The following is a 19,405-nucleotide window of genomic DNA, read 5'->3' as shown; positions in this document are numbered from 1 at the left end:
CTTAGTAACCGAATGACTTTAATTGAATGACCGAGTAATTGATCTTAATAATTGATCTTAATAATTAATCTTAATTCCAAAAGAAACGAAGTGTAATCGCATGCACTTAGCAGGACAAGTGATTTTGCCCTGTTGTTGCCTTACTTTGAATCAGCTCTGTGGCACACCAAATTTGGAGCACAAGATCACCAATTCACACGAATTAAATTCGATGATTTTGTATTTCCACGAATCTGCACTTTGACTAGCTTAACCGTCGCGTCCCAAGTAAATTGCATAGGTTTTCCATCGTGCGTAACTTGCTGCGGCGCATGCAATACGTTATGCAAGTAAAAAGTGAATTGCTTATTTTGAGCAGGCATATGCTTGCCATGCTGCTGTTTCAATTGGATTCGCAAACTTGTTTTACCCGATGCGGAAATTTCATAGACACTGCTAAATTGATGCAAGCGATAAATTCCTTTTGCATAGGCTTGCGGTGTGCGTCCATCATCTTCATACATTTTTCCGCTGCTACGCTGAACACTCTCGTCGTGGTAATAATGCAGATCGAGTAATTGCTCTTGATAGAACTGCGTGCTTTGCATAGGCGCTGCCATCGGTATGAATGCACCTGCGCGAACGAATACCGGTATGTGTTGCTCAGTCACTGCGACAGTGTGCGTAGCACCGCCTTGATAAACTTGTCCGGTGTAGAAATCTATCCATCGTCCCTGTGGAAACACAACCTCAACTTGCTGCGCCTTTGCTTCCATAATTGGCTGCACTAGAAAATCATTGCCCCACAAATACGAAGCGGAGTGCGTCAACAATTGCTGATTCTCAGGCTCCGCAAAAAATAGAGGCCGCATCAGAGGCAAGCCCTGCTCTTGATTTTCAAATCCTAAAGTATAGTTATACGGTAGTAAGCGATAACGTAATTCAATCGCGGCCTTGGCTAATTGCTTGGTCTTATCTGCGCGAAATATCGCTTCAGCTGGCACTTCTTCTTGCGCATGCGGTCGGAAAATCGGCTGGAATACACCATATTGCAACCAACGTGTATACAATTCATCATCCAAATTTGCACTCGCAAAACCACCTAAATCTGAATGCATATAAGCCAGACCTTGCATTCCCATTTGCAAGGCGATCTCGGGTTGCGAACGTAATCCACCCCAAGTCCGGTTAACGTCGCCTGACCACGGAATTAATCCAAATCTCTGTGAACCCGAATAGCCTGCACGCATCAAAATAAACGGACGCTGATCAGGAAAATCTTTTTGATAACCCTGCGCTACTAACTTAGCCCACTCATGTCCATAAATATTATGAACTTGATCCGCACCCAGCTTGCCGTCCGCATGGAATAACTCACTAGGGTGAACTTCTGGCTCCCCCAGATCGCCCCACACACCTGCGACGCCCTGCTTTGCCAGATCTTTATAAATATTCCAAAACCAAGTACGCGCCTTGGGCTGAAATAAATCGATCAGGCCAGTATTCCCAAAATAGAATTCATAGGTGTACGGTTTTCCCGCACGATCTTTTGCCAAAATATTTTCACGCACCGCTTCTTGCCAACGATTCGAAGTCGTCAGTATGAAGGGCTCAGTGATCAACACCGTCTTCACACCTTGTTGATGAAAATCGGCGATCATACTTTGCGGATTTTTAAAATTATCGGCATCAAATGCCAGATTTCCCATCGTGCCTTTAATGTCTTTGCCAAACCAGTACAAATCAAAAATAATGGCATCAACCGGAATTTTCTCCGCGCGAAATTGCGCGATGACATTGCGCGCTTCGGCCTCAGAATGATAGCCAAAACGGCTGGCAAAATTTCCGAATGCCCAACGCGGCGGCAAAGGCTGACGTCCTGTTAATGCGGTGTAATTGCCGACTATTTTTGTCCAATCCTGGCCTGCGATTACTTGATAGGTTTTACGTCCGCCGATTGTTTCATAACTGAGCGTGTTGGCATGCTGACTATCGAGATCTAGTGTACCAATGGCGGCATTATCAAAATGTATGCCGTACATTTTTGAAGAGTAGATAAGCGGAATGCCAAAATTCATTTGACTAGATCGCTCTTCGTAACCGTAATGCGCCTTGTTATATAGAGCTAAGCGATTGCCGCGTCGATTCATGCCGAGTGCACGTGCACCTGCACCATATAAGGCTTCACTTGAATCAAGACTAAAACTGATGCGCGCTTGATTTTTTTCAGGCGTAGAAATTTTTTCATAGCCAGTCTTTTCAGAAGTCAGTAATTTTCCGTGGTACCAATAAGAAATCTGAAACGGCGATTTTTGAATCTGGACTGCCAAGCCTGCACTGGCATAGTTGATTTGATCTTTCGTTTCTGCAAAATGCACTTTCAGCTTTTCTGGCTGTGCGATCAATGCATGCGATTGCTGATCAAAAGTACTGAGGTTCTCGCCTTGCGGATAGAAACTGGTTTCGAACACGTCAGCAGAATAAGGCGTGATACGATAACGACCATCATTCGTGACGATATCAAGGTAAGCAGATGTATGTTTCAAAGCCAGAATCTGACGCTGCGCATTTTGCGCAGACGCTTGATTATTCGCTAGCAGAACTATCGTCGCAATTAGACCCAATCCCACACCGCGCGTATGACAAACTGAATAAATACGGCTCAAACTTTTCATGGCTTACCTAATAAAATAATGGAATACTGACCGGGTAACTCAAGCTTTCCAGCTTTGACGATACTAGTCTTTCCTGAATAATAATCACGGATTTTTTCACCGTCGGAAAACACGCCACTCACATCAAGTTGATGGACCTTAGCCACTGGCAAATCCAAGGCAACGATGACAACATCACTCACACCGTCATGTTGATAACTACGCTTAAACACATAAGGTGCGGCGGACAATTGTTGATGCACACCGGCGCCAACTGCCACATGCGCACGCCGGAATTGTCCTAATTTTTGCCAATGTAAAAGCAGCTCACGAGTGCTTGGCTTGACTTGTCCGGGCGCGATGTTTTGCATAGATGCAATCGGCAGATTATTTTGCAACGCGCCCCAATTCATCATGGAACGTAACTTAGCATCACCTTGCGCCTCACTCACATTCAACAGACGGGCTGTTTCGTCCCCATAGTAAATCTGCGCCGAACCTGGACTGAGCATCAACTTGGTCGCCGCGACAAAGGGCTGCAAACGTGCAGGATCAAACGGCGAGCCATCATCATGCGAGCTGATGTAATTCAACACAGAATAGTTTTTTAATTCGCCAGACAAATAGCCAGAATATTGACTGAACAAAGTTTCGTAAGGCTGATGAGCGTCGGACTTGAAGCCAAAATTAATCATGCTATCGAAACCATGAGCGTAATAATTAATTCGGCTACCGCCATCCATACGGAATAACAAACCATCGCGAATCGGATAGTTATACGCTTCGGCCGTCATGAAGAAGGCATCATCACTGAGCTTCAATTTGGGATGGGCCAGCTTCCACTCTTCATACGCAAGGCTGGCTTCGTGTTTTAATTCTTTCCAAACTGTTGCTTCGACGTGCTTAACCGTATCGACACGGAAGCCATCCACGCCATATTTACGAATCCAATCAGTGTGCCACTTCATTAAATAGTAACGTGGTGCGCGAGGATATCCGGTGCGCCCAAAATACGTTTCCAATTCTTTGGTTTCCTGCTCGTAACGCCCTTCTTGCTTCCACTTTTGCACTAAAAATGGTGGCAGTTCGACCGCCTTATCGCTTTCAGTAAAGAAGTCTGGCAAATTTTTCACCAGCGTACATTTGATCGCGCCGTCCGCCGTATGGTAATCGCAAGCAGGTTCTGTCCGTACCCAATCGGCAGGCCAAACAGCATCGCCGTCCGTGACTGGTCCTGTGTGATTCATCACGACATCGAGTAAAACGCGGATGCCATGTTGATGTGCAATTTCGACTAAATTCTTAAAGTCTTTATCCGTGCCAACGTTGGCATCGACTTTGGTAAAGTCTTTTGCCCAATAACCATGAAAGCCATAAGATTTTCCTGTGCCTTCGTCCGTGCCTTCATGAATTTGTTCCACTGGTGGCGTCATCCATATAGCGTTCACGCCAAGGCGATCAAAATAGCCATCCTTGATTTTAGCGATGATACCTTTCAAATCGCCGCCCATAAATCCACGCAAAGGAGCAGCGTCCGCTTTTCGCCCATAAGCGAGGTCATTTGCTTTGTCCGCATTATTAAATCGGTCAGTAAGCAAGAAATAAACTGTCGCGTTATTCCACAAGAAGGTTTGCGGTTTGGCTTTTTTTTGTTCGGGCTTAGCACTAGGCGCGCTCGCCGCATTCAAGCTAATACTCAAACCAACACCCAACAAGGACAGAGCAATCAGAGACTTACGTATCATGGGTATTCCCTTACATCGACGTGAACAGGCTCTCGTACACCGCGCGCGAAAACGGATGGCGTACGAAGGCCGGGTTTGAGCTTGCTGAAACTTACTTAATTCAAGCAAATTGAGCTCGCTCAAGCTCAACTACTTCGCAAATTAAGCTTCTTTAGCAATCGTTTTCTCAGCATCATCTTGCACGATCAGAGTCAAGAAGCCAGCCAACACCATACAAGCGCCGCCCAGCATCAAAATTTTGACGGATTGATTTGCAAAGAAATTTTTCAAAATCGCCCCCAAGACAACGCCAGCGACGATTTGCGGGATCACGACGAAAAAGTTAAACAAGCCCATGTAGTAGCCCATTTTATTGGCAGGCAAAGCGCCCGCCAAAATTGCGTACGGCATGGTGAGTACGCTGGCCCAGGCAATGCCGACACCGACCATAGGCACTAGCAACATTTCTTTGCTAGTGATCGCAAAAATACTGATCAGGCTCACACCGCCAATTGCTAAGCACAGTAAATGTACGAACTTACGGCTAGTCAATTTTGCCAACATAGGCAATAGGAAAGCAGCGATTGCCGACACGCCACCATACATCGCAAACATGATACCGACCCAGTTGCCCGCTTCTTGATAACCCGCAGATTGCGCATCGCTGGAGTGGAATACGCCAGCGGCAATCGACGGCGTGGTATAGACCCACATCGAGAACAAAGCAACCCAGGTAAAAAACTGCACAATCGCGAGCTGCACCATGGTTTTTGGCATTTTCAAAAAGCCGCCCAAAATTTCTTTGACGGCGTTCCCCAAACCTTTGCTTGCCGCACGTTCAGCCAAAAATGCATCCATATCCGCAGGTGCATCTTCTTTGCTGAACAAGACTGTCCACAACACAGCGAGGAAATACACGCTACCACCGACATAAAAGGAATAGCGTACGGTATCTGGAATCGCGCCGTTCACAGGCACATTACTGACGCCTAAATAATCAGTGAAAATAGTCGGCAACAAAGAAGCAATCACACCACCACAACCGATGAAAAATGTTTGCATCGCAAAGCCGCCCGTTTGCTGACTGGCATCGAGTTTATCGCCAACAAACGCACGGAACGGTTCCATGGAAATATTAATAGAAGCATCCATCAACCACAGTACAAACACAGCCATCCACAACTTACTGGAATTGGGCATCAAGAACATCGCCATCGACGCTAACACTGAGCCAACAAAGAAAAATGGGCGTCGACGTCCCCACACCGGATGCCAGGTGTTATCGCTGAGATAGCCAATCACAGGTTGCACCAATAATCCAGTGATCGGTGCAGCCAGCCACAGAATGGACAGATTGTCGATATCCGCACCTAGGGTGGCGAAGATGCGGCTGGTATTGGTATTTTGCAGAGCAAAGCCAAATTGAATACCGAAGAAGCCGAAGCTCATGTTCCAGATCTGCCAGAATGACAGCTTAGGTTTTGCTAGTTGTTGCATAGTGTCCCCTCAAAATTTCTTAGTGATGCTTAGTGAAGCCTCGTGATACCGGGTGATGCCTCGTGATAAGTTATGCGATCGTCTGAAGCTATCATCGGATTTCGCGCTTTTTCTTTTACTCGCATTGTGCTTAGTTTGCGCTTAGTTTGTACTCTGTTTGCACACATTTATCGCACAGAAAAAACCAGACTACATCTTCGCTGCCGCACAGTGTTGGGCGATATAAGCGGCATGGTCTGGCATGACCTTAACGCACTTGGCAATCACTTCACGCACGCTTTCCAAGTATTCCAGCGTATCGGCTTCTGTCTGCAAATCGACCAAGGAGTGGTAACTCTGCACCGGCATATTCTGTCCCTCTAAGACTTGCAACCACGCCACTTCAGCAAACAATTCATCATCGACGCGCAACAAACGTCCACTAGCGTGATAGATCTCCATCTTATGCTTGAGCGTTTCGGGTATCGCCATTTCAGCGCAATTTTTCCAAAAGGCGGAATCTTCACGTTGATTTAGTTTGTAATGCAAAATCACAAAATCGCGGATGCGCTCATATTCAAATTTCGCCTGGCGATTGTATTCATTGATATCGACTTGATTAAAAGCTTTGGTCGGAAAGAAATTAATCAGACGCGCAATTGCGGTTTGAATTAAATGGATGCTGGTCGATTCTAAAGGCTCTAGGAAACCACTCGCCAAGCCTATCGCCACCACGTTCTTGTTCCAGCATTGCTTACGCATGCCGGTCGTAAATTTAAGTAAGCGTGGGTCCGCTAAAGGCTCGCCATCGAGATTCGCCATCAGCGTTGCGGCAGCTTCATCTTCGCTGGTAAATTGACTGCAGAAGACGTGACCATTACCAATTCGATGTTGTAGTGGGATTCGCCATTGCCAACCAGCTTTATGCGCTGTAGAACGGGTGTATGGCGTCAACACAGATGCGGATTCACATGGCACGGCTAAAGCGCGATCGCAAGGTAAGAAGTGCGTCCAATCTTCGTAGCCAGTTTTCAATGTCTGTTCTATCAACAAGCCACGAAAACCTGAACAATCGATAAATAAATCGCCGTTGATTACTTCGCCATTTTCCAGTACCACGGATTCAATGAAGCCATCGCGTTCACCTTGTCCGTCACATTGTTTGACTTGCGTGATTTTGCCTTCGGTACGAATCACGCCGAGTTTTTCCGCATATTTACGCAAAAATTTGGCATACAAACTAGCGTCGAAATGATAAGCATGAGCGATTTGATTCAAAGGTGAATTTTCAACTTCGCGATTCGCCGGCATGAACTTATTCGCCTTCGACGCCATCCGTGTGATCGAATATTCTTCGAGCGGCGCAACCTTGCCTTGTGCGTGATATTTTTGCCAGTACTGATCAAAACGCACGGTGTAAGTATCTTGGCCTATGATGCCAAAACCATGCATGTAGCGATCACCAAGCTTGCCCCAGTTGACGAACTCAATGCCCAATTTAAAAGTTCCTTGGGTCTCGCGCAAGAACTCATTCTCATCGATACCTAGAACATGATTGAAGCGCTGTATCATAGGAATAGTCGCTTCGCCGACGCCGACAATACCAATTTCATCGGATTCAATCACTCGGATTTTGTACTTGCCTTGCAGCGTTCTGGCGAGTGCGGAAGCCGTCATCCATCCCGAAGTACCACCGCCAACAATCACCACGTCTTTGATTAATGCATTATTCATCTTGAGTTCTCACGCTGAAAAGAATGGATGGAAAATAACACTTTACTTTGTAGACTCTGAGCGAGTCTTTGCAGTGTAGCCGACACTGAAAACGAAAGATTTATTTTCCACAAATTCTAAGGTCTGTCTCACTTTTTTGTATCCTGACAAACCACAACAGATAAAAAAAAGACCCCTGCCATGCTGCGCAGGGGCCCTTTGTCAGTTCAGATTAAAACTTGTAGTTTGCGCCGAACAAATAAGTTCTACCGTAAGTCACTTTATTTGTGATCACGTTAGGATCTGTGTTGTATTCCTGGAATGGTGTGTTATTCCAGTTATTCGCTTGCACCAACAAGGACAAACCTTTCAACCAGCCAGTTTGGAACTCGTAAGAAGCCTGCAAATCTATCAGCGTTTCACCCTTCACCATGGTCAACTGCATGTTGTCTTGGTAATCGCTGACTTGGCCCAAGAAATCTGAACGTTTACGAGCAGCCCAAGCCACTTGGAAGCCGTTTTTCTCGTAGTACAGACGCAAGTTGCTGACTTTTTTCGACAAACCTGGCAATGGAATATTCACAGAGCTGATCGCAACGTTAGCAAAACCGAAGCCTGGCAAAGTGATTTGGCTAGATGTATCAGAGTGATTCACCATCACACCGAAACCATCGAGGTAAGAACTAAACATATTGAACGGTACGTTCAATGCTAATTCGAAACCAGAGATGCTACCGCCTTCCCCATTACGTGGAGAGGTCAACAAACCAACGGTAGAACCCTTGTAAGCGCCAGTTAAAGGCAATGGTGTTTTCGCGCTAACAAACGGTTTGAAATCAAATGTCGTTGGTGAACGGAAGATGTAAGTATCTAAAGATTTGTAGAAACCAGCGACACTGAAATAGCCTTTGTTACCGAAATATTTTTCATACGACAGATCCAAAGATTTCGCCAAGAATGGCTTCAAGTTGGGATTACCGCCGCTACCCGTCAAGATAGGATTATTACCTTGTGTCGTCACGCCGAATGCCTGACTTGCACGCATATCATCCATGTTGGCACGGGACATAATCTTCGCCGCAGCTACGCGGAAGAATTGTTCATGACCGAGATCATAAGACACATTCAAGCTCGGCAAGATGTTGGAATACTTAGTACCGCCACCAACTACGCTAGATGGGCAAGTCGCTGCTGTGATACCTGTGCAGTTTGCCAAATCAACTTGGTTACCTGTTGAGGATTGATCTGTGTGTACGAGTTGTACACCGACATTCCCGCGGTAGTTCAAGCCAAACATTTGGCCATCTAAGTCACCCATCGCATAGGCTGTCGTGACTTTTTCATGCACTGACCAGTCTTTAGCCAATACCGAAGCATCAACCCAACGCGCCAATTCATAGATAGAACCTAAAGAACCTTCAGGATCGAAAGAAACGATAGGCAATCCTGTAGTACCAGCGATGCCGACAGCAGAACCTGGAACAGTTGCCGTTGCGTAGCCGTTCGTGCCCTTCACTACCAAACGACCTTCTTGACCAGAACGCACTTTTTCACGATCCGTACCTTGAACACCGAAGCGCGCAGAAACGATAGGGCCAAATTCGACATCACGGCTTGCCGTCAAACGGAAGCTCGTTACTTTATCATCGACTGTAGGCAAGGCTACATAACCTGCTTGTGGAGAATTAACACCACCACCCCAACCATCGACGTCCGTCAATTTAGCGACACTACGGTCACCGAAATTCAAACTAGTCGTGTACTTCACATCATTGAAGTTACCACCATTAAAACCGGTGTAGCTGATGGACGCCAAATTTTTTGCATCACCAGGCTGACCAGCAGTTGTTTCATAGCGAGACGCATCTTTTTTCGCTTTGGAGTAAGACAAATCTGCGTTTAATGTCCAGACGTCTGCTTTCAAATCACTATTCCAACCGATGGAAGTAAATTTATCTTTGGCAGATTCTTTATGGTTACGCACGACGCCTTTGTAGTTACTGAAAGTACCTGCGGTTACCACGCCGTTCACGATGGTTGCATTACTCAATACACCATCAGGATCATAACCACCAGCTGAACCAGCGACCGCACCTTCCAAGCCCGTTTTCTTTAGACTAGAACTACCTGCAGAGTAGAACACATCTACCGTGGACTTAAAGTTTTTGTTAGGCTTAAATTGCAAAGTCATGGATGCGCCATCACGGTCGCTCATGCTCGTTTCAGTATCCGCACCGAAACCACCGATGGTCTTCACTTTAGCACCGTTGTAATCGACTTCTGGCGACCAACCACCCCACGTGTTGAAACGCTGCTGTGCGCCGCCGTCTTCTTTAAACTTAGTGAAGCCTAAAGACAAACCAATCGTACGGTCAGCAAATTGATCAACATAAGAAAAAGAGATACGATCGCCGCTACCTTCAGATGCCGTCTGCACGCCAGTACGTTGTTTACGATACGCAGCGGAAATCACTTGTTTACCGAAGTCGAGTGGCTTCAAGGTATTCAAATCGATAGTTGCCGCTAAACCTTGCCCGATCAAAGACGCATCTGGTGTTTTGTAGATCAATACTGAACCCATCAATTCCGCTGGGAACAAATCGAATTCCGGTGCACGCGCATTACCAGTCGATGCTTGCTCACGACCATTCAACAAAGAACCGTTGAAGGATGGCGCTAAACCGCGGATGCTGATGTCTGATGCTTTACCAGATGAACGACTACGTTGTGCGGTGACACCAGGCAAACGGGCGATAGATTCGGCCACGCTAGAGTCCGGCAATTTACCAATATCTTCAGCTGAGATCGCTTCGACGATGGACGTGGAATTTTTCTTCAAAGAGATCGCCGCTTCAATACCGCGACGGATACCCGTCACAACGACTGTTTCAGTAGTAGCTTGACCTTCGGCTTTGGCGGCTTCTTTAGCTGGCTCTGCCTGCTGAGCATAAGCGGAACCTGCGCTCAAAGCCAACATCACTGCACATCCAGCAGCAATTGGGGTTAATTTGACCACGGCACGGTTCAGATTCGAACTCTGCTGGCGCTTAGTGAAATTCAATTCCATTTAAATCTCCAAATTTTTTTGTGACTGCAATCTAGGGGGGGAGGAAAACGCACTACTTTTAAATCTTATTTTCTGCATCGAATTCGAATCAGCAAACTTTTGGTCTAAATTCAAATCTTGAGTCAAGTTTGTACCAAAACTAAATTTTGTGTCAATCAGAAAAAGCGAAGAATTTTGTAAGTTTTTAGGCTTCCCTATGAGGATTTTCACTACTACGTGGCACGAAAACCACAATCACAACAAAACAATTGATGTAGTCAAACTACATTTTATCGTTTTCATTATCAACATTTCACCAAAAAATTCAAAGCGCTTTGTATTTTTATAGGTTTTTTTCTCAAAGCGCTTTAATTTTGGTTCGAGATTAACAACAGTAAGCGTGAAAAACCTAGTTCAATTGATTTTTTAAATATCTTCTCAATAACAAATGCATGAAAGTCATACAAACCAAGTTCAAGTGCTGCACTGAAAGTGTAGCCAGGTCAATGTCATGATAACAACCGATATCGGAAAACTGCACCCCACTTCACAGCATAAATGTCGACTCAAGTCCAATTAATAGCAAAAAACAGCAAAATTGATTACCGTCACTCTTGCGTAGGAGGAGTCCAATGACATTTGTTAATCAACGAACGCCACTAGATTCCTGCCTACGCAGGAATGACACTCTGTGCTGTCATTTCGCCTTTTTCCTACTTTTCAGTCAAAAGACTTGCGTAGCTACCTGTAAACTCAGATGTGAGGCTCAGGTGCGCAACTTAGATTTACTTCACTATAGGAGCCAGTTAAAGAATTGCCATAAAAAAACCCAAAAAGTTACATTGAACTTTTTGGGTTTCATTTACTGCCTTGACCTATCCTTGGACTCACATCCACCATCTACTTACAAAACTATGGACGCGCCTAGTGGAACGGGTATCAATTCATACGCATCCATTTGCAAAGATCAACTCTCGCAGATCAATTCAAGAAAATTAATTCAATTTAGGACGTCCCGCCTTCAAGGGCTGCAATCCTGCGATCATCGTTTTTAAGTTACTAACCGGCGTTTTTTTCAATAGCTGCAAACCGACTCGCAATAATTGGCTTTTCTTCACCTCGATACCTGCTGCGATGCACGCTTTCTTCACTTCACCCAGCACTGCATATTCCGCCTCTGGCATCGTGAAACTATCACGCACCAGTTTCGGTTTTTTGTGTTTCTCTTTGGCGACCGCTTCGCCATTAACAGGTTTAGCTGGCACAGCAATTTTCTTTGCTGCCTCGGCTTTTTTGGCTGCCGCGGGCTTAGATGGTGTTGCTACTTTTGCTTTGACAGCTACTGGTGTTTTAGTCGCCACCTTTGCTGCAGTTGGAACAACTGCCTTATTGACTGTTGCAAGGCTAGCAGCGCTTGGGGCAGCGACAGGCTTGGCTTGTGCTTTAACAGCTTTGGCCTTTGCGATAATTGATTTAGCGGGCACGACAGCCGCTTTTGTGGTGGACGTAGCTTTCTTTTTCGCTGCAGTTGCCATGAATTACTCCTTAGTTATTGCGCACCTTAGTTATTGCACACCTTAGTTATTGCACACCTTAGTTACGCACCATTATTACTCTCTATAAATAGCCTCAAGACTGTATTTTCTTGAGAGACTTTCAAAACCAATTTAGAAAAATTTTTAAATTAATTTAAATAGTATAAACAATTTACATCATTAATCTTGGTTACGCAATTACAGTGCGACTTCAAACCAAAAACTAACAGGAAAAAATCGAAATTGTGCCAACTTAAGTACCCGCACGCACCACAAAATCAACCCCAATCTCGCGCCAGCATTCGATTTCTTTGCGCAACCAAATTGCCACCGTTGGATGTAAACTAACCCAATCGGCTTTTAGTTCTAACTCAATCTTGCTCTTCATCTTCAGGCTAAAATCTTTATAGTCCAACTCGACTCGCGCGTGCATAAAACTGACCGCCAAGCGCATAGCCAAAACAGCCTTAGCAAAATCAAGATCGACAAAGCCCTCACCTACTTTGCGCAAATTACCTTTTTGACTTAACACTAAACGACTCATCAATTTTTGTTCGCGCGTGGTAAAGCCTGGAATATCAGCGTTCTCCACCAAATAGCTGCCATGTTTGTGATAACTAGTGTGCGAGATCACCATTCCCACTTCATGCAACAAAGAACTCCAATGCACGTAGTGATTTAACTTATCATTTGCGGGTTTTAATTGCTGATATAGCGATCCCGCCATATCAGCAACTAATTTAGCGCGCCCGACATCGGCACGAAACAAATCCAGGAAATCATGTACCGCAAGCTCACGCCGGTCACGCTTGGTCGAGCGCAGGTAGAGATCCCACATCACGCCTGTACGCAAACCCGCTTCTATAGGGTGCAAGATGCGGATATTCAACTCTTGAAATAATCCAATCAAAATTGCCAGGCCGCCAATGACCATCGCCACTCGCTCGGTCTTAATTCCGGATAGATTCAGGTCATCAATCTGACCTCTTTGTATGCAGTAGTCACGCAAAGCAAGCAACTTTTCTAAGGTCACTTCTGCATCGCCGAAACCGTTTTTATACAAGGCATCGGAAATCGCCCGCACCGTACCAGACGAGCCATAGGCGTTGCGCCAAAATTCTGGTTGATAGGCAGGCGTAGCATCTTCCAGTAAGGAGCGCACTGTCAAAATTGCTGCTTCAAATCCTTCTACCGTGATCCTGCCGTCGGGGAAAAAATTGGCGCTATGCTTAACGGTACCGATAGGAAAAGATTCGACTTTCACGATTTCATGACCGCGCCCCAAAATAATTTCAGTTGAGCCGCCGCCAATATCAATCACCAGGCGTCGCTCAGCGGGAATAGCTAAAGCATTCGATACACCCATGTAGATCAATCGTCCCTCTTCTTCGCCGGAAATTACTTCAATCGGCAATCCAATGGCTGCCTCCGCTGCAGGCAAAAAGTCAGCAGCGTTTTTGGCAATACGTACCGTATTAGTCGCTACGACACGTACGGCATCAATTGGATATTCTGCCAAAATTTCTTTAAAGCGTGCGAGACATGCGCAAGCGCGCTGCATCGCTTCGTCGGTCAAATTACCATGCTGATCCAAACCTGCCGCAAGACGAATAGGATCACGCGCACTCTTGAGCACGCGAATCGAACTGCCTTCATAACTACCGATGTGCATACGAAAACTATTCGAACCCAGATCGACTGCTGCAAACATATGTAATTTCCTTAAGAAGTGATGGCGCACGAATTCAACTATCTCTCTTCGTGCACTGTGCTGCAGAGAATAATTATCATCATATCTCAGGCTAGCTGGATTTCATGCATCTGACACAAAACTGTCGCACCCTATCTAGGCCATCTAGGTTAAATTATATTAATCATTCTTTATGACGCAGCTATGACAGTTTTGAACAATCGACAGAGGGAGGATAATCAGAAGAATCGAACAAAAGAATAGAACACTAGAACTCAATCACTTGGATGTGCGGAAGTATGGAAGAGCAGTACAAATGCTATGCCAACCACGCGCATGCTTGGCATAACTAGATAGATCAATCAGGCTAGGCTGGACGGAACTGGAACGCGCTAACTGTGCTCAGCCCAGCTGGGTTCACTTCAGTTCGGGCAAGAAAAAACGCGGCTGCAAATTTGTCAGCCCGGTGGAATTCAGAATTTCCGTCAAGCGTTGCGCTGACTTATTGTTTCGCCCACCTTTATACTCGGCCACGATCAATTCATTCTTCATCGAATGCTCCCAGCCCACCAGTTCGGTGACTCGTACCTGATATCCATGCGACTCTAATTGCAAGCAACGCAAGACATTCGTGATTTGACTACCAAACTCCCGCGTGTGTATAGGATGACGCCACATTTCTGACAATGGATTATTTTTTACCGCTTCACCTTTAGACTTACGCAATTCCGCTGCGACTTCTGCCTGGCAACACGGTACTAATACCATAAATTTCGCTTTCTTTTTCAAAGCAAAATCAATCGCGTCATCGGTCGCCGTATTGCATGCGTGCAGAGCAGTCACAATGTCGATTTGTTCTGGCAGAGCAGTGGAATGACTCGATTCAGCGACCGACAAATTCAAGAACTGCATACCGCCAAAGTCTAAGCGTTCTGCTAGCTCACGTGACTTCGCCACCAACTCATCGCGCGTTTCTATACCGTAAATACACGAAGTATTGTCCTTACCTAAATCTTTAAAAAACAGATCATACAAAATAAAGCCTAAGTAGGACTTACCCGCACCATGATCCACCAAGCTGACCGCGCCTTTTTGTTCTAGCACCTGTTTGAGCAATGGCTCAATGAATTGATACAAGTGATAAACCTGTTTGAGCTTGCGGCGGCTATCTTGGTTGAGTTTGCCATCGCGCGTCAAAATGTGTAATTCTTTCAGCAACTCTATAGATTGCCCCGGACGGATCTCGTGCTTTTCTTGTTTTTCTGATTTGGATTGCTGTGTTTGCACGGCGGTGGATTTCATGGTGTAACCTTTGCGGACTGAAGCTTGCTATTTTACTTGATGCTCATGCACAAAATAGAAAACAAAAGGAAAATGGACTCAAGCGCAGCTATCTCTGGCAAATGTCGCCTCAAACGCATTGAGCCAATCCGAATAAAAACTAAGCGAATCAGCGACTGCGCCGCGCACTCCACAAATGGCGGTCGCAAAACGATGTGCCGCGCTCAAAGTTTTTTCTATCGGCCAATTCGATTGCCAACCATAGATGAACACCGCAGCAAAGGCATCCCCAGCCCCAACCGTATCGACGACTTCGACTGCAGCCGAAGGCTGATCGAGACTATGCAAACACACGTCATTCGCATCTAGATAAAAATAACCTCTTGCTCCTAAAGTGACGATGATCGCTTGCATGTAATACTCAGCCATCACCGCCTCACAGGCGAGGCGCAAACCCGCCTCGTCATGATCTACGGTCATAGCTGCAGCAGCAGGGCAAGCGTGCTGAATCACGTATTGCAATTCATCCTCATTTAATTTGACCATGTCGCAGTAATTCAGCGAGCTGATCACTGTCTCCAAACTCGCCTGCTCATCACGCAAATTCAAATCCAAAAACTTACTCGCACCTTCGGTTATCTCTGCTTCCAGCAACGAAATTAAGCTGGATTGAGACACTTCATTGCGTTGAATTAAGGAACCGAAATAAATCAAATCTGGTGGTGCTTCGTGAAAATACTTTTCTAATAAATCGTCGATAATCTCAGCGTCGATATAGTCATACGCCTGATCATTCAAAATCTCGAAGCGGTGCGCAGCGACATCGAGACCATCAGCGGCTTGCATCAATTCAACTAACACGCGCCCACTAGGATGCTGGTCATCGATTTGTATACCGTCTGCACTGAGCCCAGTACGAGCACATTCAGCCAAAATCGCCTCTCCGTTCTGATCGCGACCAACACGACTTAGCATCAAAGGCCGGGCGCCAAACAAAGACAGACTACGCGCCACATTAAAAGGTGCACCGCCTATGATTTTTTGCTGCGGAAACTCATCGATTAAGGTTTCGCCGTAAATCAATAGGTTAGGGGTTTTTAATTGCTGATTGGTTTTCATATGAGTTCAATTAAATGAGATCGAAATTGCGTTAAGACAGAGATGTGGCATACATGGTGCCGACTCCGCCATGAGTGCACTAGTTTGCGATTATCCACTAAGAAACCATAGCAAGTATTGAGAATTCACGAACCACTGGTTTAGACATGGTGACATAGCACTTCACACGCTAAAGCCCTGAAGAAATATTCCCTGACCGGGCAATCTATGCGACACGTGCAATGTATGCGTTATAAACGCAAAAAAGGGTTAGTAAGCCTAAGCTAACTAACCCTTTTTCTGACTACTTAAGTTCTTGGTAGGCCGTGCGGGATTCGAACCTGCGACCAACGGATTAAAAGAACGTGAAGCGTCAGGTATCGGTAGGCATCGGGCTTGGATCATTTTACCATGCCAACGGGCGCCCCTCCCGATGTTTCCTTTGTGCACGAATTTCCTTGTTTTTTCTGCATTCCGGCACTCGTTTACGTCCGACTTGCCCTGAGATGGATCGGACCTGATTTCATTGCATCCTGATCCGACCAGAGGGCGACCAGTAGCCATCATTGGCGATGTGTCTGCCCTTTATGCCTCCGGTGTTCCGCATAGCGTTTTCGTCACGCCGCCGAGTTGTTGTGAGTCCCACTTGGCCGCAATGCCTGGACGTGATGGCTGTGACACGCCCGTTGGATATGCTGCACGTTGACCGGAGCCAGACCGGAACGGGGGGCATATGAGTTAGCGGTTGCAACGAGGCTGCGCCGTTTTTGCAGCCCATCTTTGCACACTCTGCACAAACCTAGAACAGCCGCTAAGACGAATGATAGAGTTCGATTTATAGCAACTACCGCTTTGATGTGACGGGGAAATGGCAGTATCTCTTTTCTTAGTTTGACAGTGTGAGTTACTCAGCGTCAGTAGCGGCTTCGCCATTCACCTCAGATTCCTCGACGGCACGTTGTTCCTGTAAGACATACTGATGTACGGTCATAAACTGATGCGCAACACGGCGGGATTGTGCCATTGTCTCGGGAGGATAGTTTTGAGGTGTATCAAGTTCCTCCCCGTACCGTAACCGTAAATTTTCGGCTATGTAATTTGCGGGAAGGAGACGGGATACCGAGTTGTACTGCTCTCTTTCAAAGTCGGCTGGTCTCGGCAGGCCATTCTCCATTCCCCAGGCTTCTCCTACGTAACAACTCAAAAAGGTGTCTAACTGCTTCGGAACCGCATCAAATAGCGCCTCAAGTCTCTGGCGAACGCGACCAGCTGGCGCTCTGTCGGCCCAAGACCAGTACAGCGATGGGGCATCTTTCGGATGCGCAATAAATAAGGGCGATATAGCGTCTGCCTCTTCAATGCGGGTGGTCAGAATTTCTCGCAATGGCTCTTCGCCCTCATCAGCCAGAACTCTCTTTTCCGGTGGTTTATCTTCGTAGTGTCGAATCCATCTAATGCATTCCATTGCAAAGCCGACTGGCGCTGCGATTGCAATAGCGCGCTCGGCTTCAGCCTGTCGTTCCATCGCTGTAGGTATTTGTCGTAAAAGCCCGGCAATAAGCATTCCTGCCTTAGCTCGGGTATCAGCCATAACCATCATGCCTCGCTCGCGAGGAAGTAAGTCTCCGTTTAGTCCAAACGCGGTGATTAGAGCTGAAGCTTGAACCTGAGTTAGAGATCCCTCTCGCTGACGAAGCCTCGAGATCACTCGGGGCAAACCCTGCCGTTCGGCAAAGCCTAGAATCAAAGCTCGTTTCTCTTCATTAGAGGCGACCGGAACTACGTCGCACAGTTCAGCCACACTTGCATCTGAAACGTCCCCGACCGGCACGCTATAAGTGAAATAGCGCTTGAAATATTGGCTGGAACAGACCTTTTGCTCCGATCCCCAAATCTCGTCCCATTCGTTGCCGTAACCCGTACTGCCTATGCGCGGGAATAGCGGAACCAGAAGGCGTGACTTCACGCCTTCTTGCTCCTCAATAGTTAGTTCCGGCGTCAGGCGTTCTATAAGGCTGTCGATGCGGCTAGCCGTACCTTGAAGAGCATTCTGACGAACATTTCGCTCGCCACGGAGGAAAAGCTGCGAATTTTCCCTAATTCCGGTGTAGAGAAGTGGATACAGAACCCGTATTCCCTCAATAAGCATAAGATCAACTGGATTGACCTCGCCTTTAAGGATAGGTAGCGCGAACATTAGTGCATTTGAGAACAACTTTGCGCGACGTGGCGTTTCCAATCGAGGGAGGAGCGCGTCGTCAAAATGTCTTATAAAAGCGTCTATCTGGGCTTGAGTTAGTTCGATGCCAGCTTGATTTAGAGCGTTCTGAACCCCTTCTAAGGCAAGCTGCCTCAGGCTATTCTCGTCTGCTGGGGGCAGGTGCAGCGGTACTTGGATGATTTTCTCTAGGAAGGCACGACCAGCGGGCGAGCCACCTGCGCCATACCGTTCACCGAGCGCAGCTGAAACAACTGCATCATCAAATGCGAGTACGTACGAGGTATGTCTGAAGCTGGCAGATAATTTGACCAATTTAAAAATGGCGTGAGTTTCTTCGCGGTCTAGACGATCGATATCGTCTATCAAAATGACTAGGCGTTTGTTGGCGTCATCAAGCATCCGCTCAATTCGTTTACGAAGCTCATCTAGTCCAACATTCGACATCGCTTCGCCGACACCCTTGACGGCGTCGCCAGGTCTCAGTTGGACAACACCTCCAACTGTTAGGGACGCAAGGGAAAGCACGTTACCGTATTTTTTTAGTAAATCACCAGCTTTCTCTTTCACGTTGGGAAGAGACTGCCCCATCGCATCCGCGAGGGTCGCAAAGAATCCTCTCAGCAGTAGATCCTCACTTTGGAAATGCCAAGGATTGAACCGAACGACGATAGCATTTGGGTACGAGCCGAGTGCTTCTTGCATCATTTCCAGTACAGATGTCTTGCCGTCTCCCCAAGGACCGAAGAGGCCAAGAACGATACTAGACGGATCAATTCTGGTTGCTATGGTCTCGGCTATTCGCGTGGCAAAAAATGATCGATTGAAGCGGTCTTCAGCCTTTCCCGAAATGGGTTGATCCGCAATGTACTGGTCAGGGACTGCATGCTCCTGCGGAGCATCTGAGTCATTCGTATTCTGACTATCTCCATCTGGTTCAGTCGCTGCTCTCGCGGCCTTTTTTCTGAAAAACCCGAACATGACTTTCCCT

The 19,405-nt window shown here is 46.5% G+C and carries 10 protein-coding genes; all 10 read right to left on the bottom strand.

Features of this window, described 5'->3' with window-relative positions; translation table 11 throughout:
- Positions 1-185: 185 nt before the first annotated feature.
- Entirely contained in the window at positions 186-2,654 is a 2,469-nt protein-coding gene (locus H8K55_RS13705; protein ID WP_186942627.1) for a glycoside hydrolase family 31 protein, read from the bottom strand.
- Entirely contained in the window at positions 2,651-4,378 is a 1,728-nt protein-coding gene (locus H8K55_RS13700) for an alpha-amylase family glycosyl hydrolase (protein ID WP_186942626.1), read from the bottom strand. The genes H8K55_RS13705 and H8K55_RS13700 overlap by 4 nt, the downstream gene beginning before the upstream one ends.
- A 141-nt stretch (positions 4,379-4,519) precedes the next feature.
- The gene (locus H8K55_RS13695) at positions 4,520-5,854 is read right to left on the bottom strand and encodes an MFS transporter (protein ID WP_222612474.1); all 1,335 of its coding nucleotides are present in this window, start codon (positions 5,852-5,854) and stop codon (positions 4,520-4,522) included.
- 189 nt (positions 5,855-6,043) lie between these two features.
- A complete protein-coding gene (locus H8K55_RS13690) occupies positions 6,044-7,567 on the bottom strand; it encodes a tryptophan halogenase family protein (RefSeq protein ID WP_186942625.1) in 1,524 nt (507 codons plus the stop codon).
- Between the two features lie 211 nt (positions 7,568-7,778).
- The gene (locus H8K55_RS13685) at positions 7,779-10,613 is read right to left on the bottom strand and encodes a TonB-dependent receptor (RefSeq protein WP_230408618.1); all 2,835 of its coding nucleotides are present in this window, start codon (positions 10,611-10,613) and stop codon (positions 7,779-7,781) included.
- Between the two features lie 974 nt (positions 10,614-11,587).
- Positions 11,588-12,127, bottom strand: coding sequence for a hypothetical protein (locus tag H8K55_RS13680; RefSeq protein WP_186942624.1), 540 nt, complete (start codon positions 12,125-12,127; stop codon positions 11,588-11,590).
- 253 nt (positions 12,128-12,380) lie between these two features.
- The gene (locus H8K55_RS13675) at positions 12,381-13,838 is read right to left on the bottom strand and encodes a Ppx/GppA phosphatase family protein (protein WP_186942623.1); all 1,458 of its coding nucleotides are present in this window, start codon (positions 13,836-13,838) and stop codon (positions 12,381-12,383) included.
- Between the two features lie 396 nt (positions 13,839-14,234).
- Complete coding sequence (locus H8K55_RS13670) at positions 14,235-15,119, bottom strand: class I SAM-dependent methyltransferase (protein ID WP_186942622.1); 885 nt, start codon at positions 15,117-15,119, stop codon at positions 14,235-14,237.
- Between the two features lie 78 nt (positions 15,120-15,197).
- Positions 15,198-16,217: a PfkB family carbohydrate kinase gene (locus tag H8K55_RS13665; RefSeq protein ID WP_186942621.1), complete on the bottom strand. Its 1,020-nt coding sequence runs from the start codon at positions 16,215-16,217 to the stop codon at positions 15,198-15,200.
- An 883-nt stretch (positions 16,218-17,100) separates the two neighbouring features.
- Entirely contained in the window at positions 17,101-19,395 is a 2,295-nt protein-coding gene (locus H8K55_RS13660; RefSeq protein WP_186942620.1) for a KAP family P-loop NTPase fold protein, read from the bottom strand.
- Positions 19,396-19,405 lie beyond the last annotated feature (10 nt).

This window comes from Affinundibacterium flavidum (genome assembly GCF_014284175.1).
GTDB lineage: Bacteria > Pseudomonadota > Gammaproteobacteria > Burkholderiales > Burkholderiaceae_D > Undibacterium > Undibacterium flavidum.
The sequence above is the reverse complement of the archived record's forward strand: the minus strand, read 5'-3'. Positions and strand labels throughout refer to the sequence as shown.